The 23550-nt window shown below is 73.4% G+C and carries 24 protein-coding genes; 13 read left to right on the plus strand and 11 right to left on the minus strand.

What is annotated here, in order from left to right:
• Nucleotides 1-14: 14 nt before the first annotated feature.
• Together dhaL and ACZ5XZ_RS16555 are read left to right on the plus strand one after the other, a co-directional pair.
• Complete coding sequence (gene dhaL / locus ACZ5XZ_RS16550) at nucleotides 15-626, plus strand: dihydroxyacetone kinase subunit DhaL (protein ID WP_468978406.1); 612 nt, start codon at nucleotides 15-17, stop codon at nucleotides 624-626.
• A 68-nt stretch (nucleotides 627-694) separates the two neighbouring features.
• Entirely contained in the window at nucleotides 695-1090 is a 396-nt protein-coding gene (locus tag ACZ5XZ_RS16555) for a PTS-dependent dihydroxyacetone kinase phosphotransferase subunit DhaM (RefSeq protein WP_468978614.1), read from the plus strand.
• A 55-nt stretch (nucleotides 1091-1145) separates the two neighbouring features.
• On the opposite strand, the gene ACZ5XZ_RS16560 is transcribed toward ACZ5XZ_RS16555, so the two are convergent.
• Nucleotides 1146-1964: an SAM-dependent methyltransferase gene (locus ACZ5XZ_RS16560; protein ID WP_468978409.1), complete on the minus strand. Its 819-nt coding sequence runs from the start codon at nucleotides 1962-1964 to the stop codon at nucleotides 1146-1148.
• A 385-nt stretch (nucleotides 1965-2349) separates the two neighbouring features.
• Here ACZ5XZ_RS16560 and ACZ5XZ_RS16565 point away from each other — a divergent pair, with 385 nt between their 5' ends.
• Nucleotides 2350-2994: an RNA polymerase sigma factor gene (locus ACZ5XZ_RS16565; RefSeq protein WP_468978410.1), complete on the plus strand. Its 645-nt coding sequence runs from the start codon at nucleotides 2350-2352 to the stop codon at nucleotides 2992-2994.
• A gap of 3 nt (nucleotides 2995-2997) precedes the next feature.
• Nucleotides 2998-3798, plus strand: a complete 801-nt coding sequence (locus ACZ5XZ_RS16570; RefSeq protein ID WP_468978413.1) for a hypothetical protein — start codon at nucleotides 2998-3000, stop codon at nucleotides 3796-3798.
• Here the strand turns inward: ACZ5XZ_RS16570 and amaB are convergent.
• From amaB to ACZ5XZ_RS16585, 3 genes are all read right to left on the minus strand, one after another.
• The gene (amaB, locus tag ACZ5XZ_RS16575; RefSeq protein ID WP_468978414.1) at nucleotides 3785-5347 is read right to left on the minus strand and encodes an L-piperidine-6-carboxylate dehydrogenase; all 1563 of its coding nucleotides are present in this window, start codon (nucleotides 5345-5347) and stop codon (nucleotides 3785-3787) included. The genes ACZ5XZ_RS16570 and amaB overlap by 14 nt on opposite strands.
• Nucleotides 5348-5420: 73 nt before the next feature.
• Nucleotides 5421-6881 carry a 2-oxoadipate dioxygenase/decarboxylase gene (gene hglS / locus ACZ5XZ_RS16580; protein ID WP_468978415.1) on the minus strand — a complete coding sequence of 487 codons (1461 nt, stop codon included), beginning with the start codon at nucleotides 6879-6881 and terminating at the stop codon, nucleotides 5421-5423.
• A 31-nt stretch (nucleotides 6882-6912) separates the two neighbouring features.
• Nucleotides 6913-8109, minus strand: coding sequence for an NAD(P)/FAD-dependent oxidoreductase (locus tag ACZ5XZ_RS16585; protein WP_468978417.1), 1197 nt, complete (start codon nucleotides 8107-8109; stop codon nucleotides 6913-6915).
• Between the two features lie 289 nt (nucleotides 8110-8398).
• Between ACZ5XZ_RS16585 and ACZ5XZ_RS16590 the strand changes: the two genes are divergently transcribed.
• Both ACZ5XZ_RS16590 and ACZ5XZ_RS16595 read left to right on the plus strand, forming a co-directional pair.
• A complete protein-coding gene (locus tag ACZ5XZ_RS16590) occupies nucleotides 8399-9313 on the plus strand; it encodes a LysR family transcriptional regulator (protein WP_468978419.1) in 915 nt (304 codons plus the stop codon).
• A 100-nt stretch (nucleotides 9314-9413) separates the two neighbouring features.
• Nucleotides 9414-10634 (plus strand): sialidase family protein, encoded by a 1221-nt coding sequence (locus tag ACZ5XZ_RS16595; protein WP_468978420.1) that lies wholly within the window; start codon nucleotides 9414-9416, stop codon nucleotides 10632-10634.
• Here ACZ5XZ_RS16595 and ACZ5XZ_RS16600 read toward each other — a convergent pair.
• The gene (locus tag ACZ5XZ_RS16600) at nucleotides 10614-11177 is read right to left on the minus strand and encodes an STAS domain-containing protein (protein WP_468978422.1); all 564 of its coding nucleotides are present in this window, start codon (nucleotides 11175-11177) and stop codon (nucleotides 10614-10616) included. The genes ACZ5XZ_RS16595 and ACZ5XZ_RS16600 overlap by 21 nt on opposite strands.
• A 162-nt stretch (nucleotides 11178-11339) precedes the next feature.
• On the opposite strand from ACZ5XZ_RS16600, the gene ACZ5XZ_RS16605 reads away from it, so the two are divergent.
• The 5 genes from ACZ5XZ_RS16605 (at nucleotide 11340) to ACZ5XZ_RS16625 (ending at nucleotide 16453) form a co-directional block, all read left to right on the plus strand.
• Nucleotides 11340-12101, plus strand: coding sequence for a DeoR/GlpR family DNA-binding transcription regulator (locus ACZ5XZ_RS16605; RefSeq protein WP_468978424.1), 762 nt, complete (start codon nucleotides 11340-11342; stop codon nucleotides 12099-12101).
• Nucleotides 12102-12260: 159 nt separating this feature from the next.
• Nucleotides 12261-13622 (plus strand): ABC transporter substrate-binding protein, encoded by a 1362-nt coding sequence (locus ACZ5XZ_RS16610; RefSeq protein WP_468978616.1) that lies wholly within the window; start codon nucleotides 12261-12263, stop codon nucleotides 13620-13622.
• On the plus strand, nucleotides 13603-14592 hold the full coding sequence (locus ACZ5XZ_RS16615; RefSeq protein WP_468978426.1) for a carbohydrate ABC transporter permease: 990 nt from the start codon (nucleotides 13603-13605) through the stop codon (nucleotides 14590-14592). The genes ACZ5XZ_RS16610 and ACZ5XZ_RS16615 overlap by 20 nt, the downstream gene beginning before the upstream one ends.
• Nucleotides 14589-15464: a carbohydrate ABC transporter permease gene (locus ACZ5XZ_RS16620; protein WP_468978428.1), complete on the plus strand. Its 876-nt coding sequence runs from the start codon at nucleotides 14589-14591 to the stop codon at nucleotides 15462-15464. Before ACZ5XZ_RS16615 ends, ACZ5XZ_RS16620 begins: the two co-directional genes overlap by 4 nt.
• Nucleotides 15461-16453, plus strand: a complete 993-nt coding sequence (locus ACZ5XZ_RS16625) for a zinc-dependent alcohol dehydrogenase family protein (protein ID WP_468978430.1) — start codon at nucleotides 15461-15463, stop codon at nucleotides 16451-16453. Before ACZ5XZ_RS16620 ends, ACZ5XZ_RS16625 begins: the two co-directional genes overlap by 4 nt.
• A gap of 39 nt (nucleotides 16454-16492) precedes the next feature.
• Here the strand turns inward: ACZ5XZ_RS16625 and ACZ5XZ_RS16630 are convergent, their stop codons facing one another.
• Both ACZ5XZ_RS16630 and ACZ5XZ_RS16635 read right to left on the minus strand, forming a co-directional pair.
• On the minus strand, nucleotides 16493-16975 hold the full coding sequence (locus tag ACZ5XZ_RS16630; RefSeq protein ID WP_468978433.1) for an NUDIX hydrolase: 483 nt from the start codon (nucleotides 16973-16975) through the stop codon (nucleotides 16493-16495).
• Between the two features lie 4 nt (nucleotides 16976-16979).
• Nucleotides 16980-18530 carry an ATP-dependent DNA ligase gene (locus ACZ5XZ_RS16635; RefSeq protein WP_468978435.1) on the minus strand — a complete coding sequence of 517 codons (1551 nt, stop codon included), beginning with the start codon at nucleotides 18528-18530 and terminating at the stop codon, nucleotides 16980-16982.
• A 135-nt stretch (nucleotides 18531-18665) separates the two neighbouring features.
• On the opposite strand from ACZ5XZ_RS16635, the gene ACZ5XZ_RS16640 reads away from it, so the two are divergent.
• Nucleotides 18666-19370, plus strand: a complete 705-nt coding sequence (locus ACZ5XZ_RS16640; protein WP_468978437.1) for a histone deacetylase — start codon at nucleotides 18666-18668, stop codon at nucleotides 19368-19370.
• Nucleotides 19371-19382: 12 nt separating this feature from the next.
• Here the strand turns inward: ACZ5XZ_RS16640 and ACZ5XZ_RS16645 are convergent, their stop codons facing one another.
• The gene (locus ACZ5XZ_RS16645; RefSeq protein WP_468978439.1) at nucleotides 19383-20189 is read right to left on the minus strand and encodes an HAD-IIA family hydrolase; all 807 of its coding nucleotides are present in this window, start codon (nucleotides 20187-20189) and stop codon (nucleotides 19383-19385) included.
• A 146-nt stretch (nucleotides 20190-20335) separates the two neighbouring features.
• Between ACZ5XZ_RS16645 and ACZ5XZ_RS16650 the strand changes: the two genes are divergently transcribed.
• The gene (locus ACZ5XZ_RS16650) at nucleotides 20336-21649 is read left to right on the plus strand and encodes a phosphoribosyltransferase family protein (RefSeq protein WP_468978441.1); all 1314 of its coding nucleotides are present in this window, start codon (nucleotides 20336-20338) and stop codon (nucleotides 21647-21649) included.
• 43 nt (nucleotides 21650-21692) lie between these two features.
• On the opposite strand, the gene ACZ5XZ_RS16655 is transcribed toward ACZ5XZ_RS16650, so the two are convergent.
• The 3 genes from ACZ5XZ_RS16655 to ACZ5XZ_RS16665 form a co-directional block, all read right to left on the minus strand.
• Nucleotides 21693-22016, minus strand: a complete 324-nt coding sequence (locus tag ACZ5XZ_RS16655; protein ID WP_384428509.1) for a putative quinol monooxygenase — start codon at nucleotides 22014-22016, stop codon at nucleotides 21693-21695.
• Nucleotides 22017-22128: 112 nt separating this feature from the next.
• Nucleotides 22129-22206 carry a 50S ribosomal protein bL37 gene (locus ACZ5XZ_RS16660; protein WP_384428599.1) on the minus strand — a complete coding sequence of 26 codons (78 nt, stop codon included), beginning with the start codon at nucleotides 22204-22206 and terminating at the stop codon, nucleotides 22129-22131.
• A gap of 76 nt (nucleotides 22207-22282) precedes the next feature.
• Nucleotides 22283-23491, minus strand: a complete 1209-nt coding sequence (locus tag ACZ5XZ_RS16665; RefSeq protein ID WP_468978443.1) for a 4-hydroxybenzoate 3-monooxygenase — start codon at nucleotides 23489-23491, stop codon at nucleotides 22283-22285.
• Nucleotides 23492-23550: the final 59 nt, after the last annotated feature.

A 23550-nucleotide genomic window follows, 5' to 3' on the forward strand; every position in this document is an offset into this window, starting at 1 on the left:
AAGGAGAGTAGCCCGTGTCCGAAACGGCCCTGGATGCCGCGTTCTTCGTACGCTGGATGACGGCGGCGGCCACCGTCATCGACCGGGAGGCCGACCGGCTCACCGAGCTGGATTCGGCCATCGGTGACGCCGACCACGGCAGGAACATGCAGCGTGGGTTCGCGGCCGTGGTCAAGACGGTGGCGGAGGGCGAGCCGCCGGCGACGCCCGGTGCGGTGCTGGTCGCCGCCGGCCGGCAGTTGATTTCGAGTGTGGGCGGCGCGTCCGGGCCGTTGTACGGGACGCTGCTGCGGCGTGCCGGGAAGGCGCTCGGCGAGGCGGCGGAGGTGTCGGCGCAGGAGTTGCGGGCGGCGCTGGGCGCCGGTGTGGCCGCGGTGGGGCAGCTCGGCGGGTCGGCGCCGGGTGACAAGACGATGCTCGATGCGCTGGAGCCGGGGGTGGCTGCGCTGGCGACCTCGTTCGACGCGGCGGCCGAGGCCGCCGGGGACGGTGCCTTGGCGACCGTACCGATGCAGGCCAGGAAGGGCAGGGCCAGCTATCTGGGCGAGCGCAGTATCGGGCATCAGGACCCGGGGGCGACGTCGTCGGCGCTGCTGTTCGAGGCGCTCGCGGAGGTGGCGAAGTGAGCGCGGCGCAGGCGCAGGCGGGCGGCGGCGGAGCGGCCGGTGACGGAGCGGCCGGTGACGGGGCGCCGCTGGTCGGAGTGGTGCTGGTGTCGCACAGCGGGCCGGTCGCCGAGTCCGTCGCGACGTTGGCCATCGGACTGGCCGGCGGCGGGGCGCAGGCTCCGGTGGCGGCCGCGGGCGGTACGCCGGACGGCGGGCTGGGGACCAGTTCGGAGCTGATCACCGAGGCGGCGCGGGCGGTGGACCGCGGGGCGGGGGTGGCGATCCTGGTCGACCTGGGCAGTGCGGTGCTGACCGTCAAGGCGCTGATCGCCGAGGGGGACGAACTCCCCGAGGGCGCACGGCTGGTGGACGCGCCGTTCGTGGAGGGGGCGGTGGCCGCGGTGGTCACCGCTTCGACGGGGGCGGATCTGGACGCCGTCGCGGCGGCGGCCGCGGAGGCGTACGAGTACCGCAAGGATTGACGGGCGGGGCGGTAGCTGGGCGGGCCGCGTGCGGGCCCGCCCGCCACCGCCCCGTTCAGGGCTTACGGGCGACGGCCGCGTAGCAGGCGGCCTCCGCGTCGGTGACGTGGGTGGCGTCCTCGGGGCGGTCGGGGCGCCATTGGTGGGAGAGGGTGACGCCGGGGTCCAGCAGCTCCCAGCCGTCGAAGAAGCGGGCGAACGCGGCGCGGGGGCGGAACTGCAGGACGGTCCCGGCGGTGGCGTAGATCTTGAGGATCTGCGCCATCGCCTCGGGGCTGAAGTCCGCCGTCGCGTGCGTCATCGCCAGGACCGAGCCGCTGGGGAGTGCGGACTTGAGGGTCTCGACGATGCCGTGGGCGCGGTCGTGCCCGTCGTCGGTGACGAAGTGCATCAGGGCGTTGAGGCTGAGCGCGACGGGCCGGCTCAGGTCGAGGGTGTCGAGGAGCCGCGGTGCGCCGAGGATGCCTTCGGGGTCGGTGACATCGGCCTGGAGGTAGGCGGTGCGGCCCTCGGCCCTGCCGTGCAGGAGGGCCGCGGCGTGCGCGAGGACGATGGGGTCGTTGTCGGTGTAGACCACCCGGGCGTCGGGGGCGACGTCCTGGGCGATGTCGTGGAGGTTCGGCCGGGTGGGGATGCCGGTGCCGATGTCGAGGAACTGCCGCAGGCCGGATGCGGCCAGGAAGCGGGTGGCGCGGTGCATGAACTCGCGGTTGATGCGGGCGGCGACCAGCGCGGCGGGGAAGACGCCCAGCACGCTGCCGGCGGCCATCCGGTCGGCCAGGAAGTTGGTCTTGCCGCCCAGGAAGTAGTCGTAGATCCGCGACGAGTGGGCCCGGTCCAGCTGTAGGTCCACCACGGGCTCGTGGTCGTTCATCGTCCGCTGCCTCCCCAGTACGGCGTGCCGCTCCCCGTCCCCTCCCGGCGGCCAGGGGGCGCACTCTTAGGAGCCGTGCGCCCTCGATGTGTGCAACACGCCTCCGGGCACACGGCTGCTGGAGCACTGCCCGGTCCGCCCGGGATCATGCGGGGCGAGCACCCCGCACGGATTGTGACCATCCGGGCCGGAAATGTCACGGGCCGTCACATCACGTTGTCGCGGGTAGTCATATGAATACGCAGCGGAAGATTTTTGCGTCTCCCATGCCACAAACGGGCCCACTTTCCTGTTCATTGGTGGGTGAGGGCAAACCGCCCTCCCGCTGCCGCCGTCGCCTCGGCGCCCCGTCAGCGGTGCACGGCGACCGGAACGAGGACGGCTCGTGAGCGTTGACCGGGACCGACTTCCCGCGGCGTGCGCCCCGGCGCACGCCTGCATCACGGAGTTAGCCGCGCCCTCCCGCTGCCCCCCGACGACCCGCGCGCCGGGGCCGTCCGACCACCGGCTGTCGATCACCTTCGAGGCGTTCCTGGCGACCCACGCCGGCAAGTGGCTGACGTACGCCTATCTGCATACGGGCAGCGAGCCCGCGGCCCGCGAGGTCACCCTGTCCGCGTACGAGCAGCTCGGCCGGCTGTGGCCGCACGCGCTGCGGCAGGCCTCGGTCGAGGCGTACGCCTGGTCGGTCCTCAAGGAGCGGGTGGTGGAGTGGCTCTACGACCACCAGCAGCCCACCGCGCTCACCGAGACCGCCGCCTTCGCCGTCGTCGCGCACGCCCTGCTGCGCGAGTGCCAGCAGCAATTCGCCATGCTGGAAAGCCAGTTGGGGCTGTACGCCGCCATCGCCCGGCTACCGGAGCGGCAGTGCGACGTGATCGTGCTGCGGCATGTCATCGGCTACAGCGACGCCCAGATCGGGGCGCTGCTCGGGGTCGACGAAGTCACCGTCCGCTCCTATGCGAGCCGCGGCAAGCGCAAGCTCGCCGCGGCTCTCGGCATCGACCAGGGAAACACCAGGGGGAACTGAACCATGTCGCACCCACGCCCGGCCGGCCGCCGGGAGACCGTCGAGACGCTGCTGAGCGCCGCCGCCGCGGTGTCCGGAATCGACGGCCTGGCCGGTATCTGCGACCTCGCCGACCGCACGGTGCCCCGCGGCCCCGGCGCGCGGACCGTCGCCCTGCGGACGGGGGCGGACGGGCCACGGGCGGCGGTGCTGCCGGGGCCCGCCGACCGCGGGGCGCCCAGCGCCTACCCCAGCGCCCGCGACGAGGCCACCCACGAACTCCAGCTGGCCTGTGCGTTGGTGGTCAACGCCGCGGCGGCCGCGGCCAGCCTGGAGCGGCTGGTCAACGACCACCACATCGACCCCGAAGGCGCCCTGGTCTTCGCGTGTCTGCTGCACATCACCGGACGCTGCGACGCGGCGCACTTCTGGTGGCACTTCGGCGCCGGTGCCGGCAGCCGGACCGCGGCCTACTGCCTGTACCTCTCCCACCGCCGCAACGGCGAGTACCGCGACGCCGCCTACTGGCGCGAGCAGGCCGCGCACGCCCCCGACGAGGAGCGCCCGTCGGTGGCGGCGTTCGACGACAAGCAGCTGCTGCCGGACGCCGACCGGCACAACCTCCTGGTCCAGTGGCACAGCGGGCTCGCCCCGACCCTTCCGTCGGCCCTGGAGAACGTGATCAACCGGCTGGTCGTGGACAGCGACGACGAGGACTTCGGCGAGATCCCGCGCCCGTCGCCCACTCTCGTCCAGGACCTCGGCCGGGCCAGCCGGGCCGGGTACGCCCCGGGCCGGCCCGGTGGCACGCTCAGAGGAAGCTGACGCCCTGCGCGAGCGGCAGCTCCGCCGAGTAGTTGACGGTGTTGGTGGCCCGGCGCATATAGGCGCGCCAGGCGTCGGAGCCCGACTCGCGGCCGCCGCCGGTCTCCTTCTCGCCGCCGAACGCACCGCCGATCTCCGCGCCGGAGGTGCCGATGTTGACATTGGCGATACCGCAGTCGGACCCGTCCGCGGCCAGGAAGCGCTCGGCCTCGCGCTGGTCGCGGGTGAAGATGCTGGAGGACAGGCCCTGCGGAACGCCGTTGTGCAGGGCGATGGCCTCGTCGAGGGTGCGGTAGGTCAGTACGTACAGGATCGGCGCGAAGGTCTCGGTGCGGACGATCTCGGTCTGCTCGGGCATCCGGACGATCGCCGGCCGGACGTAGGCGGCGTGCGGGGCCTCGTCCGCCAGGCACCGTTCGCCGCCGGCCAGCAGCTTGCCGCCGGAGCGCTGCGCCTCGGCCAGCGCCTCGGACATCGCCGTGTGGGCGGCGGTGGTGATGAGCGGGCCGACGAGGGTGGCCGGGTCGAACGGGTCGCCCAGCGGCAGCTGTCCGTAGGCGTGCACGATCCGCTCGACGAGGCGGTCGGCGAGGTCCTCGTGGACGATCAGCCGGCGCAGCGTCGTACAGCGCTGGCCCGCGGTGCCCGCCGCGGAGAAGACGACGCCGCGGACGGTGAGGTCGAGATCGGCCGAGGGGGCGACCACGGCGGCGTTGTTGCCGCCGAGTTCGAGCAGGCAGCGGCCGAAGCGGGCGGCGACCCGGGGCGCGACCTGCCGTCCCATCCGTACCGATCCGGTCGCGCTGACCAGCGCCACCCGGGGGTCGTCGACCAGTCGCTCACCGCACTCCCGGGCCCCGAGCAGCAGCCGGTGCACCCCGGCCGGCGCCCCCACGTCGGCGGCCGCGCGGGTCAGCAGCCCGTCGCAGGCCAGGGCGGTGAGCGGGGTCAGCTCGGACGGCTTCCACACGACGGTGTCGCCGCAGACCAGGGCGACAGCGGTGTTCCAGGACCAGACGGCGACGGGGAAGTTGAAGGCGGACAGGACGCCGACGACGCCGAGCGGGTGCCAGCTCTCCGACAGCCGGTGACCGGGCCGCTCGCCGGCGATGGTCCGACCGTAGAGCTGCCGGGACAGGCCCACGGCGAAGTCGCAGATGTCGATCATCTCCTGCACCTCGCCGAGCGCCTCGGAGCGGATCTTGCCGGCCTCGATGGTGACCAGGTCGGCGAGGTCCTCCCGGTGGGCGGCCAGGAGTTCTCCCAGCCGCTTGACGAGCGCGCCGCGCCGCGGGGCGGGCACGGTGCGCCAGTCCTCGAAGGTGCGGTGCGCCTCGGCGACGGCCGCGTCGGTCTGCTCGGGGGTGGTGGCGGCGAGGTGGGCGAGGGTGTCGCCGGTCAGCGGTGTACGGGCGAGGACGGTGTCGGCCGCCGCGGCGCCCGTGCATGCGTCGAGGTCCACGCCGCAGCGGCCGAGGGCGGCTGCCGCGCGGGCGCGCAGGGCGTCGGTGTCGGGGAGCCGGTGGCCGGCGGAGTCGGTGGCGGGCATGGCGGAACTCCTGGGTGAAGGTGGGGTGGACGGTGGTCAGCGGGCCGGATCGGTGAAGGGGGGTGGTCGGTGGTCAGCGGGCCGGGTCCGGGACGCCCGGATCCGCGCCGGCCGGTTCGGTGTCGACGAGTTCCCCGTCGTCCAGTGCGCGCAGCGCCGCGCTCGCCTGAAGGGTGAACAGCGCCTGCCGCAGCGAGTGGTCCTGCTGCCGGGCGCAGAGCGCGAACGGGTCGAGCACCGGCCGGCCGATCGCCTCGGACAGGCGGTGGGCGTCGAAGGGGTCGCCCGCCAGGTCCGCGTCGCGGGTGCCGTCGCCGGTCAGGTTGGAGCGGAAGATGCCGGCGGCGGAGCGGGGCAGGAAGTCCTCGTAGACGACGGGGTGGGCGGTGAGCCAGCCCTGGGTGAGCAGGCCGGCGAGGTCGGCGGGCGGGCGCCGGCCGTCCCGGGGCCGGTCGGTGGCCGGCTGGTAGGTGAAGAACGCCTGGTGTGCGACGGCGAGTTGGTGCTCGGTGGCGGGAAAGCCCTGGCGCCACAGGTCGCGGGCCACCGCCTGCCGGTCGGCGCCCGGACTCAGCGCCATCCGGCGGTCGGTCTCCGCCATGAGGTGGTCGTAGCGGGCCCGCCCCGCGCGGGTCAGGGCGATGCCGCGCGCCTCGACCTCGCCGAAGCGGACCCGGAGCGATCCGACGGTGACCCGGCCGTCGGCCGCGCGGAACCTGCGGGGCTCGGCCAGCGCCCGGAAGGAGGTCTGGCGCAGCAGGACGTCGGGGCCCTCCCAGCGCGGCGGCCCCTGGATCCGGTCGATCATGGTGATGCCGCGCTCCGCCATCCGCCGGTAGAGGGCGTCGATGTCCAGGACGCGGGGGGTGAGGTGGTTGATGTGGGTGGTCGTCACCCCGCCGATGTCGGCGGCGACCGCGGAGACGCGCTCCAGTTCGGTGTACCAGGCGCGGTCGACGGGTTCCGGGGAGAGCGCGAACGCGGCGACCGCCAGGGTGAGGAGGCGTTCGGCCTGCGGCTCGGGGAGTCCGGCGGCCTGCTCCGCGCGTGCGGCCAGGGCGAGGAGTTCCGGCGGGAAGAGCTGCCGGCGGGCGAGGAAGTCCTCGACCCGGGCTGCCAGGCCGGCGTCGAAGAAGCGGCGGTCGGAGGTGGTCAGCAGTGAGGTGAAGACCCTGAAGGGGTTGCGGTCCAGCTCCTCGCCGCCGATCGGCCGGAAGGCGGTGGAGACGACGGGTACGGCGCCCTCGTCGCCGTCCCTGAGGTCGTAGAAGCCCACCGGGTACATGCCGAACGCGGCGAAGATCTGGGCGGCCTGGCGGAGTTCGCCGGGTGTGCCGACGCGGATCGCGCCGTGGCGTTCCGCGGTGACCCGGCTGATGCCGCCGAGCCGGCCCGCGTCCGGGTCCCGGGCCGCGACCTCGTCGTTGACCTGCCCGGCCACCTCCAGCAGCGTGGTGTACGCGGGGACTTCGGTGCCGTACATGGCGGAGAGCCGGCGGGCGAACGCGGCGCGCAGTTGCCAGGTGGGGACCATACGCAGCTCCGGGGGTCGGGGCGGACCGGGGTCAGATGATGTGGGCCTCGGGGCGGCCGGCGGGACGGGTGGTGTCGTCGAAGCGGGTGGCGGCGAGCGGCCCGATGTCGACGAACGGCTCGCGGCGCAGGTACAGGTCGCGGACGAGTTCGCCCACGGCGGGGGCCTGCAGAAAGCCGTGGCCGGAGAAGCCGGTGGCGTACAGGAACCGGCCGGGCCGGCGGGCCTCGCCGATCAGCGCGTTGCGGTCGGGGGTCATCTCGTAGAGGCCGGCCCAGCCGTCGACGACGGGCAGGCGGGCGAGTTCCGGTGCCCGGCGGGCCGCCGCGGCACGGAACGGGGCGAGCCATTCGCGGGTGAAGTCCCGCTGGAATCCTGGCTGTTGGCGTGGGTCGGACAGGCCCATGAGCAGGCCGCCGGCGCCGTCGTTGTGGAAGTAGAGGGTGGAGTCGAAGTCGAGGGTGAAGGGGATGCGGGGCGGTGCGGGGCGCAGTGGCCCGGTGAAGGCGATCTGCCGGCGCAGCGGGGTGACGGGGAGGTCGACGCCCGCCATGGTGCCGATGGCCCCGGACCAGGCGCCCGCGCAGCAGATGACGGCGGGGGTGCGGACGGTGCCGTGCGGGGTGTGGACGGCCTGCACGGCGCCGTCGGCGGTGTCGAGGGCGGTGACCGGGCAGTGGGTGCGCACGCTCGCGCCGAGCCGGCGGGCGGCGTGCAGATAGCCGGTCACCGCGGAGCGCGGCAGTGCGTAGCCGTCGGTGGGCGAGAAGGCGGCGGCGACGATGCCGGTTGGGTCGAGGTACGGGCACAGCTCCTGGGCGGCGCGCGGGGTGATGATGCGGCTGGGGACGCCGTGTGCGTTCTGGGTGCGCACTCCCTCGGTGAAGACGGCCAGTTCGCGGTCGTCGCCGAGGAGGAAGAGGTAGCCGACGGACTCCAGTCCGACGGTGGCGCCGGGCCGCCGGACGAAGTCCCGCCAGGCGTCCAGGCTGCGCAGGCCGAGCTGGATGTTGAGCGGGTCGGAGAACTGGGCGCGGACGCCGCCGAGGGGTTTGCCGGACGAGCCGGAGGCGGGCCGGTCGCGCTCCAGCAGGAGCACTCCGGTCACGCCCGCCTCGGCCAGGTGGAACGCGATGCTCGCCCCGATGACACCGCCGCCGATGATCACGACGTCGGCCTGGTCGGGGAGGGGGACCCGGGCCTTCGCCGAGGTCGCGGTGGATGCCATCCGGGCCGCCTTCCGGTCTGCTGGTGCGGTACGGAGTGGGTGGTGGGAGGTCGGACGCACCGGTGCGGGTGGAGCGCGGTCACCGGTGGTTCAGATGGTGACGGGCGGGCCGTGCCGCGTCCATCCACAGTTGCTGGACGCGATCTATTAAGACTTCTGGGCCCCAGGGGGTTTGGCAAGGCGGCGCACGGAGCCGGGCAGGCCGACGGCGCCGGCTGAGGGCCGTCCCGGCCTCCCTGGCGGACAGCCCTTCGGGCCTGTCCGATGGGTCAGGGCCTAGGGTGCCGCCATGGAATTGCCAGGGGTCCAGCTCAGGACGCTGCTGGAGTTGACCCGGAGCGGCACGATGACCGCGGCGGCCGCGGCCCTCGGCTATACGCCGGGCGCGGTCTCGCAGCACATCGCGGCGCTGGAGCGGGCCACCGGCACGGAGCTGGTCCGGCGGGCCGGGCGCCGGGTGGAGTTGACGGACGCGGGGCACACGCTCGCCGACCACGCGGAGCGGATCCTGGCCGCGCAGGCGGAGGCGGTGGCGGCGCTGGAGCGGGGCCGCGGGGAGCTGCGGGCGCGGCTGCGGCTGGGGGTGTTCGGTACGGCGGCCGCGGTGCTGCTGCCGCCGGCCCTGCGCCGGTTGGGTGCCCGGCACCCCGGTGTGCGGGTGGAGAGCCGCGAGGTGGAGGTGGACCAGGCGTACGCGGAGGTGTGTGCCGGACGGGTGGAGCTGGCGCTCGGGCTGGACTATCCGGACGCGCCGCTGGTCCGGGACGGCGCGGTGGAGCTGGTGCGGCTGCGCTCCGAACGGTTCTCGCTCGCCGTGCCCACGGGACGGCCGCCATGGGACGTGCCGGAGGGGCCGGCGGGTGCGCTGCGGCTCGCGGAGACCGCCGACTGCGACTGGATCCTGCCGGCGGCCGGCTCGTACTACGGGCGGGCGATCCGCGCCGTGTGCCGCCGGGCGGGTTTCGAGCCGCGGGTGGTCCACGAGGTGACCGACACCGCCACGTCGCTGGCGATGGTCGGGGCGGGGCTGGGCGTCGCGCCGCTGACGGAGCTGATGCTGCGGCTGCGCTCGCAGGGCATCACGGCGGTGCCGCTGCACGACCCGGTCGTCCGCCACATCGTGGTCGCGGTCGGCTCCGCGGCGCGCCGCAGGCCGTCGGTGGCGGCGCTGATCGACGCGCTGCGGGAGGGCGCCACGCCGTAGGGCGGGTCCGCCTCACCCCGACGGAGCCGCTCGGCGCGCCCGGTCCGGCGGCCTCCCGCACGCTGGAGCGGCCCCACCGCGTCCGGCCCTGGAGGTACCGGTGAAAGCCGCCCGTCTGCTCGCGCCGGCCGCGCTGCTCGCCCTCGGCACCGGCCTGCCGACCGCCCCCTGGGCACCCGCCGCCGAGCCGCACCGCACGGCCGCCCGGCCCGCCCTGTACGAGACCACCGATCTGGCGCGGTCCGGACAGGGCGCGCACACCTACCGCATTCCGGCGCTGGCCACCCTGCCGGACGGCACCCTCCTCGCGGCCTACGACCGGCGCAACGACAGCGGGGCCGATCTGCCCGGGAACGTGGACGTGATGGTGCGGCGGAGCACCGACAACGGACGCACCTGGAGCGCCCCCAGGGGGGTGGTGGACTACGACGGCGGGGTGGGCGCGGGCGACCCGAGCCTGCTCGTCGACCGGCAGACCGGCCGGGTCTTCCTCTTCCACGCATACGCGCCCAAGGGCGTCGGCTTCGGCAACGCGGGGGCCGGCAACGCCCACGACAGCACCCGTGTGCTGCACACCGACTACAGCTACTCCGACGACGGCGGCCGCAGCTGGCGCACCCGGCGGCTGACCCGCGACCTCAAGGACCCGTCCTGGCGTGGCATCTTCGCCTCCTCCGGGGCCGGCAGCCAGCTCTCCGGGGGGCGGCTGCTGCAGCAGTACGCGTTCCGCAAGGCGGACGGCAGCATGTGGGCGGCCAGCGCGTACAGCGACGACCACGGCGCGAGCTGGCGCATGGGCGAGCCGGTGGGCCCGCGGATGGACGAGAACAAGACCGTCGAGCTGGCCGATGGCCGCATCATGCTCAACAGCCGTACCAACGGCGTCAGAAGGCGGCTGGTCGCCCACTCGTGGGACGGCGGGCTGACCTACAGCGCCCCGGCCGCGGACGACGAGCTGATCGATCCGGCGAACAACGCCTCGATCCTGCGCTACGACCCGTGGGCGCCGGCCCGTCAGCCGCGCGCCCACTGGCTGCTGTTCAGCAACACGGCGAGCACCGGCGCGCGCGAAAACCTGACCGTGCGGGCGTCCTGCGACGACGGGCGGAGCTGGCCGATCGCCCGGACCGTCGCGCCGGGCGCGGCGGCCTACTCGACGCTGACCCGGCTGCGGGACGGCACCTTCGGGCTGCTGTACGAATCCGGCCCGTACCGGAAGATCACCTTCGCCCGGTTCGACGGCGCGTGGCTGGGGATGCGCTGCCCGGCCTCCCGACCGTCAGCGGCGCGCACCGCCGCTTCACACGGACGGGTCAGGTGAAGCGGGCGGCCACACCGGGCGGCTGCCGTCGGGGACGGCGGCCAGCGCATGACCGACCGTGGGGTAGCAGGAGAAGACATTGAGGGACTGGGTGCCGATCAGCAGCCGCAGCATCCGTACGCCGAGCGACGCCAGCAGCAGCCGCCCCTCCAGCCGCCGGCACAGCCATTCCAGGGCGAGCAGACAGCTCAGCCCCCGCGAGTCGCAGAAGCGCAGGGCGGTCAGATCGAGTACCAGGAAGCGGTGGCCGGCCGAGACCACGGACCGCGCCTCGGAGAGAAAGGCCTGCTCGGTGCGGAGGTCCAGCTCTCCGCTGACCCGCAGTACCGCGCACTCCTCCGCCTCCACGATCGCAGTGACCGCCAACGACCGCATCTCCGAGCTCATGGCGTCCACCCTAAGCGCCAGGGGCGGGGGCACCACCCCGACGGTCGGCCGGCCGTCGGGCGTCGGCCGGTCGCGGCCGGTGGGCGCGGGGGTGGCCGGTGTGGACGACGGGCCCGCCACCAGGCCCGTACGGGCACGCGGCCGGGCGGTGGGCACGGGGGGCACGGTCAGAAAGCAGGCAGAAACGGGCAGGTTTTCCGTGGTGACGGGCAGCTCTGCGCAGGTGGCTGCTTGCTATAAACCTGATGCGGACGGAAACGGGCAGTCCCGTGACCGAACGGAAGCCGGAATCAGCCAGAAATCGGGCAGGAGTGAGCCATGAGGGCCGAGGAACGCCAGCACCGCATCCTCGCGCTCGCCCGGCAGTCCGGCCGGGTCGAGGTCGCCGATGCCGCAGCCGAGTTCGGGGTGGCCCGCGAGACCGTACGGCGGGACCTGAGCGAGCTGGAGCGCCGCGGCCTGATCCGCCGCACGCACGGCGCGGCCTATCCGGTCGAGAGCGCGGGCTTCGAGACCACGCTGGCCCGGCGGGAGACGCAGCTGGTGGCGGAGAAGCGCCGGATCGCCGCGGCCGCGGCGACGCTGGTCGGCGAGGCCGAGACGGTGTTCGTCGACGAGGGCTACACGCCGGAGCTGGTCGCCGTGCTGCTGCCCACCGACCGTCCGCTCACCGTGATCACCGCGTCGCTGCGGACCGCGTCGCTGGTCGCGGCGTCCGAGTCGACCACCGTCCTGCTGGCCGGCGGGCGGGTCCGCTCCGGTACGCAGGCGACGGTGGGGTCCTGGGCCCGGGACATGCTCGCCCGATTCGTGATCGACCTGGCCTTCATCGGAGCCAACGGCGTCTCCCGGGAGCACGGTCTGACCACCCCCGACCTGGCGGTCGCCGAGGTGAAGGAGCAGGCCGTGCGCTCCTCGCGGCGGCGGGTGCTGGTCGCGGTGCACAGCAAGTTCGGCGCCAGCAGCTTCTGCCGGTTCGCCGACGTCGGCGACTTCGACGCGATCGTCACCGACGCGGGCCTGTCCGCGCCGGAGGCCCACCGCTACTCCCTCCTCGGGCCGCAGGTGCTCCGGGTCTGACCGGGCGGGGCCGCCCGGACGAACCGGCCCGTACGCACACCCCACAGTCCCGCCGACGGCCGCCCCGGCCGCCGGACGGTCTCCCCATCGTGCCCGCGGGCACCCAGACGTCCCCCGTACGTCCCCAGAAAGGCAAGAGCCGTGAGAGCACGATCCCCCCTGCTCAGCCGTACCTGCCGCGCCGTAGGGCTGACCTCGGTCGCCCTGGCCCTGACGCTGTCCACCGCCGGTTGCTCCGGCGGCTTCGGCGCCACGGGCAAGGGCGGTTCCGACACCCTCAACGTCCTGATGGTCAACAACCCGCAGATGGTGGATCTGCAGAAGCTCACCGCCGAGCACTTCACCAAGAAGACCGGCATCAAGGTGAACTACACCGTGCTGCCGGAGGACGACCTGCGCGACAAGATGAGCCAGGACTTCTCCAGCCAGGCCGGGCAGTACGACGTGGCCAGTCTCAGCAACTACGAGACGCCGATGTACGCCCTCAACGGATGGCTCGCCCCGCTCGGCGACCGGGCCGCCAAGGACCCGGAGTTCGACCAGAAGGACATCCTCGCGCCGCTCCGCAAGTCCCTCACCGCCGTCGACGGCCAGATGTACGCGCAGCCCTTCTACGGCGAGTCGTCGTTCCTGATGTACCGCAAGGACCTGTTCAAGGAGGCCGGGCTGTCCATGCCCAAGCGGCCGACCTGGCAGCAGGTCGCCGCCATGGCCGCCAAGCTGGACGGCTTCCGCAAGGACATGAAGGGCATCTGCCTGCGCGGCCAGCCCGGCTGGGGCCAGGTGATCGCCCCGTTGTCCACGGTCGTCAACACCTTCGGCGGCACCTGGTTCACCAAGGACTGGAAGGCGCGGCTCGACAGCCCGGAGTTCACCAAGGCGACCCAGTTCTACGTCGATCTGGTCCGCAAGCACGGAGAGGCGGGCGCGCCGCAGGCCGGCTACACCGAGTGCCTCAACGACATGCAGCAGGGCAAGGTCGCCATGTGGTACGACGCGACCGCCGGCGCCGGCTCCCTGGAGGGCACCGGCTCCAAGGTCGCCGGGAAGGTCGGCTACGCACCGGCGCCGGTCGACCAGACGCCCAGCTCCGGCTGGCTGTACACCTGGGCGTGGGGTGTGCAGAAGGCCAGTAGGAACCAGGACGCGGCCTGGAAGTTCATCCGCTGGGCCTCCGGCAAGGAGTACGAGCAGCTGGTGGGCCGCAAGCTGGGCTGGGCCAACGTGCCCGCGGGCAAGCGGGCGTCCACCTACCAGGACCCGCAGTACGTCCGGGCGTCCGGAGCGTTCGCCGAGGCGACCAAGGACGCGATCAGCTCGGCCCGGCCCGACGACCCGGGTGTGCAGCCGCGGCCGGCCCCCGGTATCCAGTTCGTCGGCGTTCCCGAGTTCGCCGACCTGGGCACCAAGGTCTCCCAGGAAGTGAGCTCGGCGATCGCCGGCAAGCAGAGCGTTTCCCAGGCCCTGGAGAAGAGCCAGCGGCTGGCGCAGGAGGTGGCGGATGCCTACCACAGCCGCTGAGCGGACCCGGCGCGTCCCCCACGGCCAGGACACCGTCCCGGCGTCCGGCAGACGGACGGCCCGTGCCCGGCGGGCGCAGCGGGCCAGGGACTGGGCCCGGCGGGCTCCGCTGCTGCCCGCGCTGGTCTTCCTGATCGTCGTGACCCAACTGCCGTTCGTGGCCACCGTGGTGATCTCCTTCACCCGGTGGAACGCGCTGGCCCCGGACAACCGCGGCTTCGCCGCCTTCGACAACTACGTGGCCGTCTTCACCGACCCCGCGATGCGCTCCTCGGTCATCACGACGGTGGTGCTGACGGTGACCGTGGTGCTGGTCAGCCTGCTGCTGGGGCTGGGCCTCGCGCTGCTGCTGGACCGGAGCTTCCGCGGCCGCGGCATCGTGCGCACCCTGCTCATCACCCCGTTCCTGGTGGTGCCCGTCGCCTCCGCGCTGCTGTGGAAGCACGCCCTGTTCAACGCCTCGTACGGGCTCCTCAACGGCGCACTGACGTGGATATGGGGCCTGTTCGGCAGCGACCACCCGCCGCAGCCGGACTGGATGACCGACTCGCCGCTGGCCGCGGTGGAGGTGTCGCTGATCTGGCAGTGGACGCCGTTCATGATGCTGATCCTGCTGGCCGGTCTGCAGAGCCGGGCGACGGACGCGATCGAGGCGGCCCGGATGGACGGCGCCTCCGCCTTCGACATCTTCCGCTATCTGACGCTGCCGCATCTGCGCCGCTACCTCGAACTGGCCGCGCTGCTGGGCACCGTCTACGTCGTCCAGAACTTCGACGCGGTGTTCACCATCACGTCGGGTGGCCTGGGCACGGCCAACCTCCCCTACACCATCTACCAGACCTTCTACCAGGCCCACGACTACGGACGGGCCTCCGCGCAAGGCGTCGTCGTCGTGCTGTGTTCGCTGCTGGTGGCGACCTTCGCGCTGCGCACCGTCTCGTCCCTGCTGCGCGAGGAGGTCTCCCGATGACCAGCGCACTGCTCACCCGGCGCCCCGCGGGCGCGCCCGCGACCCGGCGCCGGCGGCGCACCGGCAGCCTGCTGGGCCTGGCGGCCTGGCTCTGCGGGATCGCCTTCTTCCTGCCCGTCGCCTGGATGGTGCTGACGTCCTTCCACAGCGAGACGGATGCGGCGAGCAATCCGCCGAGCGTGGGTGCCTCGCTCACCCTGCACGGCTACCGCGAGTTCTTCGGAGCGGGCACCGGCGTCAGCCCCTGGCCGCCGCTGATCAACTCCCTGACCGCGTCGGTCGTCTCCACACTGCTGGTACTGGCGCTGGCCGTACCCGCCGCGTACGCGCTGTCGATCAAGCCGGTGCGCAAGTGGAGCGATGTGATGTTCTTCTTCCTCTCCACCAAGATGCTGCCGCTGGTCGCCGGACTGCTGCCGATCTACCTCGTCGCGCAGAACACCGGGATGCTCGACAACATCTGGCTGCTGGTCATCCTCTACACCTCGATGAACCTGCCGATCGCGGTGTGGATGATGCGCTCCTTCCTGGCCGAGGTCCCGGTCGAGATGCTGGAGGCCGCATCGATCGACGGCGCCGGACTCCATACCACCCTGCTGCGGATCGTCGCCCCCGTCGCCATGCCGGGCATCGCCGCGACCGCCCTGATCTCCTTCATCTTCAGCTGGAACGAACTGCTCTTCGCCCGGGTCCTGACCGGGATCGTGGCCGGCACCTCCCCGGTGTTCCTGACCGGCTTCGTCACCAGCCAGGGCCTGTTCCTGGCCAAGGTCTGCGCCGCCGCCACCGTCATCTCCCTCCCGGTGCTCCTCGCCGGGTTCGCCGCCCAGGACAAACTCGTCCAGGGACTCTCCCTCGGAGCCGTGAAATGAAAGCCGCAGTGATCAGCGCCCCCGGCAAGGTCGAGGTCGCCACCGTGCCGGACCCCTCCCCCGGCCCCCGCGAGGTCGTGGTCGCGGTCGCCGCCTGCGGGCTGTGCGGCACCGATCTGCACATCCTCCAGGGCGAGTTCGCGCCCACCCTGCCGGTGGTTCCCGGGCACGAGTTCGCCGGTACGGTCGTCGCCACCGGCCGTGCCGTCACCGAACTCACCGAGGGCGACCGGGTGGCCGTCGATCCCTCCCTCTACTGCCACGAATGCCACTACTGCCGCATCGGCCGCAACAACCTCTGTGAGCGCTGGTCCGCGATCGGGGTGACCACCGCCGGCGGTGCCGCGGAGTTCGCCGTCGCCCCCGTCGCGAACTGCGTCAAGCTGCCCGACCACGTACGCACCGAGGACGCGGCCCTGATCGAGCCGCTGTCCTGCGCCGTACGCGGCTACGACATCCTGCGCTCCCAGCAGTTGGGCACCCACGTCCTGATCTACGGCTCGGGCACGATGGGCCTGATGATGCTGGAGCTGGCCAAGCGCACCGGCGCGGCCGGCGTCGACGTCGTCGACATCAACCCCCACCGGCTGGCCACCGCCCGCACCCTGGGCTGCAGCAACGCGGCCGGCTCCGCCGACGAGCTGGACCGCCCGCGCGGCTGGGACGTGGTCATCGACGCCACCGGCAACGAGCGCGCCATCCAGGACGCGCTGGGCCGGGTCGGCAGGGGCGGCACCTTCCTCCAGTTCGGCGTCGCCGACTACGCCGCGCGCGCCACCATCGAGCCGTACCGCATCTACCACCAGGAGATCACCATCACCGGCTCGATGGCCGTCCTGCACAGCTACGAACGCGCCGCCGGGCTCTTCGCGGCCGGTGTCCTCGATCCGGAGGTGTTCATCAGCGACCGGCTGCCGCTGGACGACTACGCGGAGGGGCTGGGCCGGTTCCAGGCGGGCGAAGGGCGGAAGATCCAGGTGCTGCCGTAGGGCCTGTCCGATGGGTCAAGGCCTGGGGCGGCCCGGCCGTCATGGGGCCGTTCCCCGGCTCGAGAGCCGCTCCGCCAGCCGCTCCAGGAACACCCGCTGGCCCTTGACCAGCCGTTCCCCGGCCTCCTCCGGCCGGAACCACGCCACCCGGTCGATCTCGGGAAAGCTGCGGATCACCCCGGAGCCGCGCGGCCATTCCATGGCGAAGGTGCCGGGCACGATCCGCTCCGGATCGAGATCGCTGTGGACGGCCCAGACGGTCACCACCTTGCCGCCCGACTGGCGGGCGTCCCCCAGGGGCACGTACCGCCCGTCGGGCGGCGGCATCCCCAGCTCCTCCTCGAACTCCCGCCGCGCCGCGTCCAGCGCCTCCTCCGGCGGCAGGTACTCCCCCTTGGGCACCGACCAGGCGCCCGCGTCCCGCCGGGCCCACAGCGGACCGCCCATGTGCGCCAGCAGGACCTCGGTGCCCTGGCCGCCGCCGCGGTACAGCAGCAGCCCGGCACTCCGCCTGCCCGCCACGGCCCTACGCTCCCCCGTCGGCATCATGTGCGGCGAGCACGGTCCGCACCGTGTCCGCCTCCGCCGCCGTCTTGTCCTCCCGGTAGCGCACCACCCGCGCGAAGCGCAGGGTCACCCCCGCCGGGTAGCGCGACGAGGTCTGCAGCCCGTCGTAGGCGATCTCCACGACGAGTTCCGGACGCACCGTCACGACGTGGCCGTCGTCCGCCACCGCGAGCGCCCGCAGCCGCTCGGTCTGCCAGTCGAGGGTGGCGTCGGTGAGCCCCTTGAAGGTCTTGCCCAGCATGACGAATCCGCCGTCCGGCCCGCGCGCGCCGAGGTGGAGGTTGGACAGCTTCCCGGTGCGCCGGCCGTGGCCCCACTCCGCCGCGAGCACCACCAGGTCGAGGGTGTGTACGGGCTTCACCTTCAGCCATGCGGCGCCCCGGCGGCCGGCGCTGTACGGGGCGTCGAGGGCCTTGACCACCACGCCCTCATGGCCCCGGCGCAGCGTCCGGGACCAGAACTCCTCGGCCGCCGCCCGCGCCGCGGCGTCGGCCGGGTCCGCCACCACGCAGCGGCGCACCCGCACATGCTCGGGGACCAGCCCGGCCAGTTCGCGGTGCCGCTGTGCGCCGGGCAGTTCCAGCAGATCGCGGCCGTCGAGCGACAGCACGTCGAAGAAGACCGGGGACAGCGGCAGCGCGGCCTGCGCGGCGGCGACGTCGACCCGCGAGCCGAAGCGGCCCGCGACCCGCTGGAACGGCACCGGCCGGCCCGCGCCGTCCAGGGCGATCACCTCGCCGTCCAGGATGAACCGCTCGGCCGGCAGCGCCCGGGCGACCGCGACGACCTCGGGCAAACGGGCGGTGACCTCGTCCAGCGTGCGGGTGTGGATCGTGACGTCGGGCCCGTCCCGGTGCACCTGTACGCGGATGCCGTCGAGCTTCTCCTCCACGGCACAGGCGCCGAGCCGGTCGATCGCCTCGGCCACCGACTTGGCGCTGTGCGCGAGCATCGGCCCGACGGGCCGGCCGACGGTGAGGCGGAACTGTGCGAGCGCCGGCGGCCCCTGGGCGAGCAGCGCCGACGCGACATCCGGCAGCGATCCCGCCAGCATCACGGCCCGGCGCACCTCCGCCGCGGGCACGTCGCTCGCCGCGGCGAGCCCTTCGACCGCGAGGGCGTCCAGCGCGCCCTGGCGCACCTCGCCGGTGAGCAGTCCCACCAGGAACCGCTGCTCCTCGGCGGTCGCCGCGGCCAGCAGCGCCCGCACCCGTGTGCGCCGCTCCTGCTGCGCCCCGGCCCCCGAGACGCCGGCCAGGCCGGTCAGCGCCGCGTCCACCTCGCCCACCGTCAGGGTGGCGGTTTCCGCCGCCGCGACCGGCTCGCGCAGCACGCTCCAGCCGACCCCGATCCGCCCCTGGGGCAGCCGCCCGGCCAGATACGGGATGACCACGGGGGCGTCCTCGGGGGCGGCGGCCCGGAACAGCCCGGCCAGCAGCGCGATCTTCCGTGAGCGCGCCGATGTCGCGGCGACCGCCCCCGACACCCGCGCGAGCTCGGCCAGCAGCATAGGGCCATGGTGCCTCCGCGGTGCCGTCCCCGCCCGCCCGGCCCGCGTCCGGCAGGGGCGGGTCGGCGGCCCGGACCCGCCCCTGCCGCGGAGCGGCTGCCCGGCGGGCCGGACGTGGCCGCGTAACGTGAGGACGTGATCCGGCCCCGACGACCCGAAGCCCCGCATCCCGCCGACGGCCGGCGCCCCGGCCGTCGGCTCTGGTACGCCGCGTACGGCTCCAACATGCACCTCGACCGGCTGACGTACTACCTCGCCGGCGGCCGGCCCCCCGGCGGGCTGCGCAGCCACCCCGGCTGCCGGGACCCCCGCCCGCCCGCGGACACCACGCCGGTCATGCTGCCGGGCCGGATGTACTTCGCCACCGAATCGACGCTGTGGACCGGGGGCCGGGCCTTCTACGACCCCGACTACGCACCGGATCGGCAGGCTCCCGCCGAACTCCCGGGGCGGGCCTACCTTCTGACGGTCTCCCAGTTCTCCGACCTCGCCGCCCAGGAGATGGACCGCGAGCCGGGCGACGAGCTCGATCTGACCGATGTGCTCGCCCACGGCCGGGCCGAAATCGGCCCCGGCCGGTACGAGACCCTGGTGTGCGCCGGAGCGCTGGACGGCTTGCCGGTACTGACCCTCACTGCCCCGTGGAGCAGCGACGACATCGCCGTGAACCTGAATGCGCCCTCCGCGGCCTACCTGGAGCACATCGCGGCCGGCATCATCGACTCCCATGGGTGGAGCCCGCTCAGGACCGCGGAGTATCTGGCGGGCTGCCCCGGAGCGTCCGGCCGCTGGCAGGCCGCGGACATCGCGACGCTGCTCAGCACGCCCGGCACCCCGTAGCGTCACCCGCGGTCACCGTCCGAGCAGCCCGGGCAGGTCCGGCAGGTCGGCGAACGAGTCGAGGACGTGGTCCGGGGTGCCGCGGGCCGCCCGGTGCGTGTCCGGCAGATACTTTCCGGTCCTGACCAGGACGCCGGTGATCCCGCAGCGCTGGGCCGCCAGCACGTCCGACTCGATGTCGTCGCCCACCATCAGCGCCGCCGAGGCGGGGACGTCGAGATGCGCCAGCGCGGCGGCGAAGAACTCCGCGGCCGGTTTGCCGGTGACCACCGCCTCGACCCCGGAGGCCCGCTCCAGGCCCAGCAGGAACGCCCCCGTGTCGAGGTCGAGCCCGCCCGCCGTCCGCCAGTACAGGTTCCGGTGCATGGCGACCAGCCGGGCACCGCGCCGCAGGTACCCGAAGACGGCGTTGAGCGCCGGGTAGTCGAACTCCTCGCCCGCCCCGCCGAGCACCACCACGTCCGGCCCGTCCCGGCCCCCCTTGGCGCCGCCGCCCGTCCAGATCTCCACGCCCTCCAGGTCGTCCCCCACCTCGCCGCTGCTGAGCAGCAGACAGCGCGCACCCGGATGGTGTGCGCGCAGGTAGGCGGCGGTCACGGCGGGGGCGGTGAGGATGTCGTCGGCGTCGACCGCGAAGCCCTCCGCGGCGAGCCTTTGGGCGATCTCGGCGCGGGTGCGTGAGGTGGTGTTGGTGACCAGGGCGAGCGGAACGCCCGCGGCGCGCAGCCGGTCCATGGCCTCGACGGCGCCGGGCAGCGCCTTCCAGGACACCGTGAGCACGCCGTCGATGTCGATCAGAACCGCTCCGATTCCTGCCATACGCCGACGGTAACCACGCCCCGCCCGGTCCGGGCCCACGGCCGCACGGCACCGGCCTCCCGACTTGCGGAGCACCGGCATCTGCGGTAGTTCGGAGGTGAGGTGTGGACGTGGCTTCCGTCTCCCCTGGGTAGGGGGTGCACACTGTGCTGTTCACCGACCGTACGGATGCGGGGCAGCGCCTCGCCGAAGCGCTACGGCACCTGGAGGGTGCGGAGCCCGTCGTCCTGGGCCTGCCCCGCGGCGGGGTCCCGGTGGCCTTCCAGGTGGCGCGGGCGCTCAAGGCGCCGCTCGATGTGATCGTGGTCCGCAAGCTGGGGGTCCCCTACCAGCGCGAGCTGGGGTTCGGCGCCATCGGGGAGGGCGGCGTCCGGGTGATCAGCGACGACATCGTCCGCCGCGGCCGGCTCGACCAGTCGGATGTGGACTCTGTCGAGAAGGCCGAGGAGGCGGAACTCCTACGGCAGGCGCACAGGTTCCGCGCCGGCCGGCCCCGACTGCATCTGGAGGGGCGGACGGCGATCGTGGTGGACGACGGGATCGCCACCGGTGCCACGGCGGCCGCCGCGTGCGAGGTGGTACGGGCGCAGGGCGCGACCCGTGTGGTGCTGGCCGTACCGGTCGCGCCTCCGGACGCGGCCGATCGGCTCCGCAGCAAGGCCGATGAATTCGTCTGCCTGTCCACCCCGTTCGGCTTCGCCGCCGTCGGCGAGTGGTACCGGGACTTCTCCCAGACCCCTGACGACGAGGTGGTGTCCCTGCTGGAGCGGGCCGCGCAGGGGGAGGGCACGGCCGCGGACAGCGATCCGCTGGCCGATGCGGAGGGCGGTGCGGACGTGGCGGAGGAGGTGGCGATCGACGCCGCCGGTGTCCGGCTGACCGGTGACCTCAACCTGCCCGCCGGTGCCAAGGCGATCGTGATGTTCGCCCACGGCTCGGGCAGCAGCCGCCACAGCCCGCGCAACCGCCTGGTCGCCACGGCCCTGAACCGGGCGGGCCTGGGGACCCTGCTCTTCGACCTGCTCACACCGGCGGAGGAGGCCAACCGGGCGAACGTCTTCGACATCGAGACGCTGGCCGAGCGGCTGACCGACGCCACCGACTGGCTGCGCGGCCGGGCCGCCGTCCCGATCGGCTACTTCGGCGCGAGCACCGGCGCCGCGGCGGCGCTGCGGGCCGCCGCCTCCCCCAACGCGGACATCGGCGCCGTGGTCTCCCGCGGCGGCCGCCCCGACCTCGCCGGGCCGCTGCTCGCCGGCGTACGGGCCCCGACGCTCCTCATCGTGGGCGGCAACGACCCCCTGGTCCTCGACCTCAACCGCGAGGCCGAGGCGGCGCTGCGCTGCGAAACCCAGCTGGAGATCGTCCCCGGCGCCACCCACCTCTTCGAGGAGCACGGCGCCCTCGACCAGGTCGCCGATCTCGCCAGGGACTGGTTCGTCGGCCACCTGGTCGGCTAGGGCCTGTCCGAGGGGGCATGGACGCCAGTCGTCGCACATCGCCCTAGTCGATGGTGATCTCGCCCATCGCGCTCCAGCCGTCCGCGCCCTCGATGGTGGTGCTGACGATGTCGGGCGTGCGCCGCAGCAGGGGACGCATGGTCTCCAGGCCGGCGCGGAAGTGGTCGGAGTTGACGTGCGCTTCGGCGGCGTCGTCCTTGAACGCCTCGACCAGGACGTAGGTGTGGGGGTCCTCGATGCTGCGGGACCACTCGAACCACAGGTTGCCCGGTTCGGCGCGGGTGGCGGCGGTGAAGGCTTCGACGTGCCGGGGCCACTCTTCGGCGTGCTCGGGCTTTACGGGAAACTTGACGACGATGAAGATCATCGATCGATGATAGGACACCCGGGTCCATCCGCCGTCAACCAGGTCATACAGGGCCATACCCAAGGGGCACACGGGGTGCCCCTTGGGCCGGGGACCGGGTGTGGCCCTCAGATCAGCACTGCGGCCGCTTGCCGTGGTTGGCTCCGCCCTTGCGGCGGGCCCTCTTCTTGCGACGGCGCTTCGAGGACATGACGTCTCCCTTCTCTGTACCTCAACACTAGGTTTCGCGAAGGTTCTACCACCTCCCGGCGGCTTCCCGCCCCGTCTCACAGATCGGCCTCCTCCCCGATGTACAGCCCGGCGAACGCCTGGGCCGCGGACTCGCAGCCCAGCAGCCGACGCAGCCGGGCCGACGCCGTGCCCGCCCGGAACCGGTCGCCGGAGGAGGCGCCGTGCAGCGTCTCGGACAGCCACTGCGAGAACTCCAGGTACTGCCAGACCCGGCGCAGACACGCCGTCGAGTAGGCGTCCAGGCCGCTGTCGTCGCCCCCGCGGTGCGCGATCAGCGCATCGGCGAGCAGCAGCGCGTCATTGATCGCGAGGTTCATGCCCTTCGCGGCGATCGGGGCGACCAGGTGCGCCGAGTCGCCCGCCAGGTACAGACGGCCGTACGCCATCGGCTCCAGTACGTAGTTGTGCATGTCCAGAACCACCCTTTCGAGCAGGGGCCCCTCGTTCAGCGACGGGGCCCCGGCCGCGGCGAGGCGCAGCCGCAGTTCGTCCCACACCCGGTCGTGCGGCCAGTTGCGGGCGTCCTCGCCGGGGGCGACCTGGAGGTAGTAACGGGTGATCTGGGGGCTGCGGGCCATATGGGCGCCGAATCCGCGCTCGTGGATGCCGAAGACCACGCCCTGGGCGGAGGGCGGGGCCTCGGCGAGCAGGGCGAGCCAGGCGACGCCGTGGTCGTAGCGGGTCAGGGCCGCCCGGTCGGCGGGTATCGCGGCCCGGGTCACCCCGCGCGCGCCGTCGCAGCCCGCGATGAACTCGCACTCGACCCGGTGCCGGGCGCCGGTCGCCGGATCGGTGTACGACACGGCGGGCCGCTCGCCGGTCAGGTCGTGCAGCCGCACCTCGCGTACGCCGAAGCGGGCGTCGCCGCCCGCGGTGTCCACGTACGACGCGACCAGGTCGGTGACCAGCAGCGGCTGGGGATAGACGAAGTGGCGCCGCCCCGACAGCTCCGCCGTGCGGACCGTGTGCCGCTCGCCGTCGAACCGGAACTCGAACTCCGCCTGGGTCTCGGCCCGTTCGAGCAGCCGGTCGGCCAGCCCGTGCCGGGCCAGCGCGCGCACCGCCCACTCCTCGATGAACCCGGCACGCGGCCGCCGCTCGATGAACTCCCGGCTCTCCGCCTCCAGTACCACGCAGTCCACACCGGCGGCGCGCAGCAGATTCGCGACGACCAGGCCGGCGGGACCGGCACCGACGATCGCCACCGAGGTGCGGGTGAGGGTGAGTTCGGCAGGAGAGGGCACGACGTGCGGTTCCCTTCGGGCGTCGGAAAGAACGCACGCAGTATGGCGGTCGGCCGGCC

The organism is Streptomyces sp. NPDC033270, from assembly GCF_055576575.1.

Excerpts from the sequence above, each read along its gene's own strand:
- ACZ5XZ_RS16605 (WP_468978424.1), top strand. The coding sequence starts at position 11,340 with ATGAGGGCCGAGGAACGCCAGCACCGCATCCTCGCGCTCGCCCGGCAG.
- ACZ5XZ_RS16620 (WP_468978428.1), top strand. The coding sequence starts at position 14,589 with ATGACCAGCGCACTGCTCACCCGGCGCCCCGCGGGCGCGCCCGCGACC.
- ACZ5XZ_RS16625 (WP_468978430.1), top strand. The coding sequence starts at position 15,461 with ATGAAAGCCGCAGTGATCAGCGCCCCCGGCAAGGTCGAGGTCGCCACC.
- amaB (WP_468978414.1), bottom strand. The coding sequence starts at position 5,347 with ATGCCCGCCACCGACTCCGCCGGCCACCGGCTCCCCGACACCGACGCC.
- ACZ5XZ_RS16660 (WP_384428599.1), bottom strand. The coding sequence starts at position 22,206 with ATGTCCTCGAAGCGCCGTCGCAAGAAGAGGGCCCGCCGCAAGGGCGGA.
- ACZ5XZ_RS16655 (WP_384428509.1), bottom strand. The coding sequence starts at position 22,016 with ATGATCTTCATCGTCGTCAAGTTTCCCGTAAAGCCCGAGCACGCCGAA.
- hglS (WP_468978415.1), bottom strand. The coding sequence starts at position 6,881 with ATGGTCCCCACCTGGCAACTGCGCGCCGCGTTCGCCCGCCGGCTCTCC.
- ACZ5XZ_RS16570 (WP_468978413.1), top strand. The coding sequence starts at position 2,998 with ATGTCGCACCCACGCCCGGCCGGCCGCCGGGAGACCGTCGAGACGCTG.
- ACZ5XZ_RS16590 (WP_468978419.1), top strand. The coding sequence starts at position 8,399 with ATGGAATTGCCAGGGGTCCAGCTCAGGACGCTGCTGGAGTTGACCCGG.
- ACZ5XZ_RS16560 (WP_468978409.1), bottom strand. The coding sequence starts at position 1,964 with ATGAACGACCACGAGCCCGTGGTGGACCTACAGCTGGACCGGGCCCAC.
- ACZ5XZ_RS16645 (WP_468978439.1), bottom strand. The coding sequence starts at position 20,189 with ATGGCAGGAATCGGAGCGGTTCTGATCGACATCGACGGCGTGCTCACG.
- ACZ5XZ_RS16635 (WP_468978435.1), bottom strand. The coding sequence starts at position 18,530 with ATGCTGCTGGCCGAGCTCGCGCGGGTGTCGGGGGCGGTCGCCGCGACA.
- ACZ5XZ_RS16585 (WP_468978417.1), bottom strand. The coding sequence starts at position 8,109 with ATGGCATCCACCGCGACCTCGGCGAAGGCCCGGGTCCCCCTCCCCGAC.
- ACZ5XZ_RS16615 (WP_468978426.1), top strand. The coding sequence starts at position 13,603 with ATGCCTACCACAGCCGCTGAGCGGACCCGGCGCGTCCCCCACGGCCAG.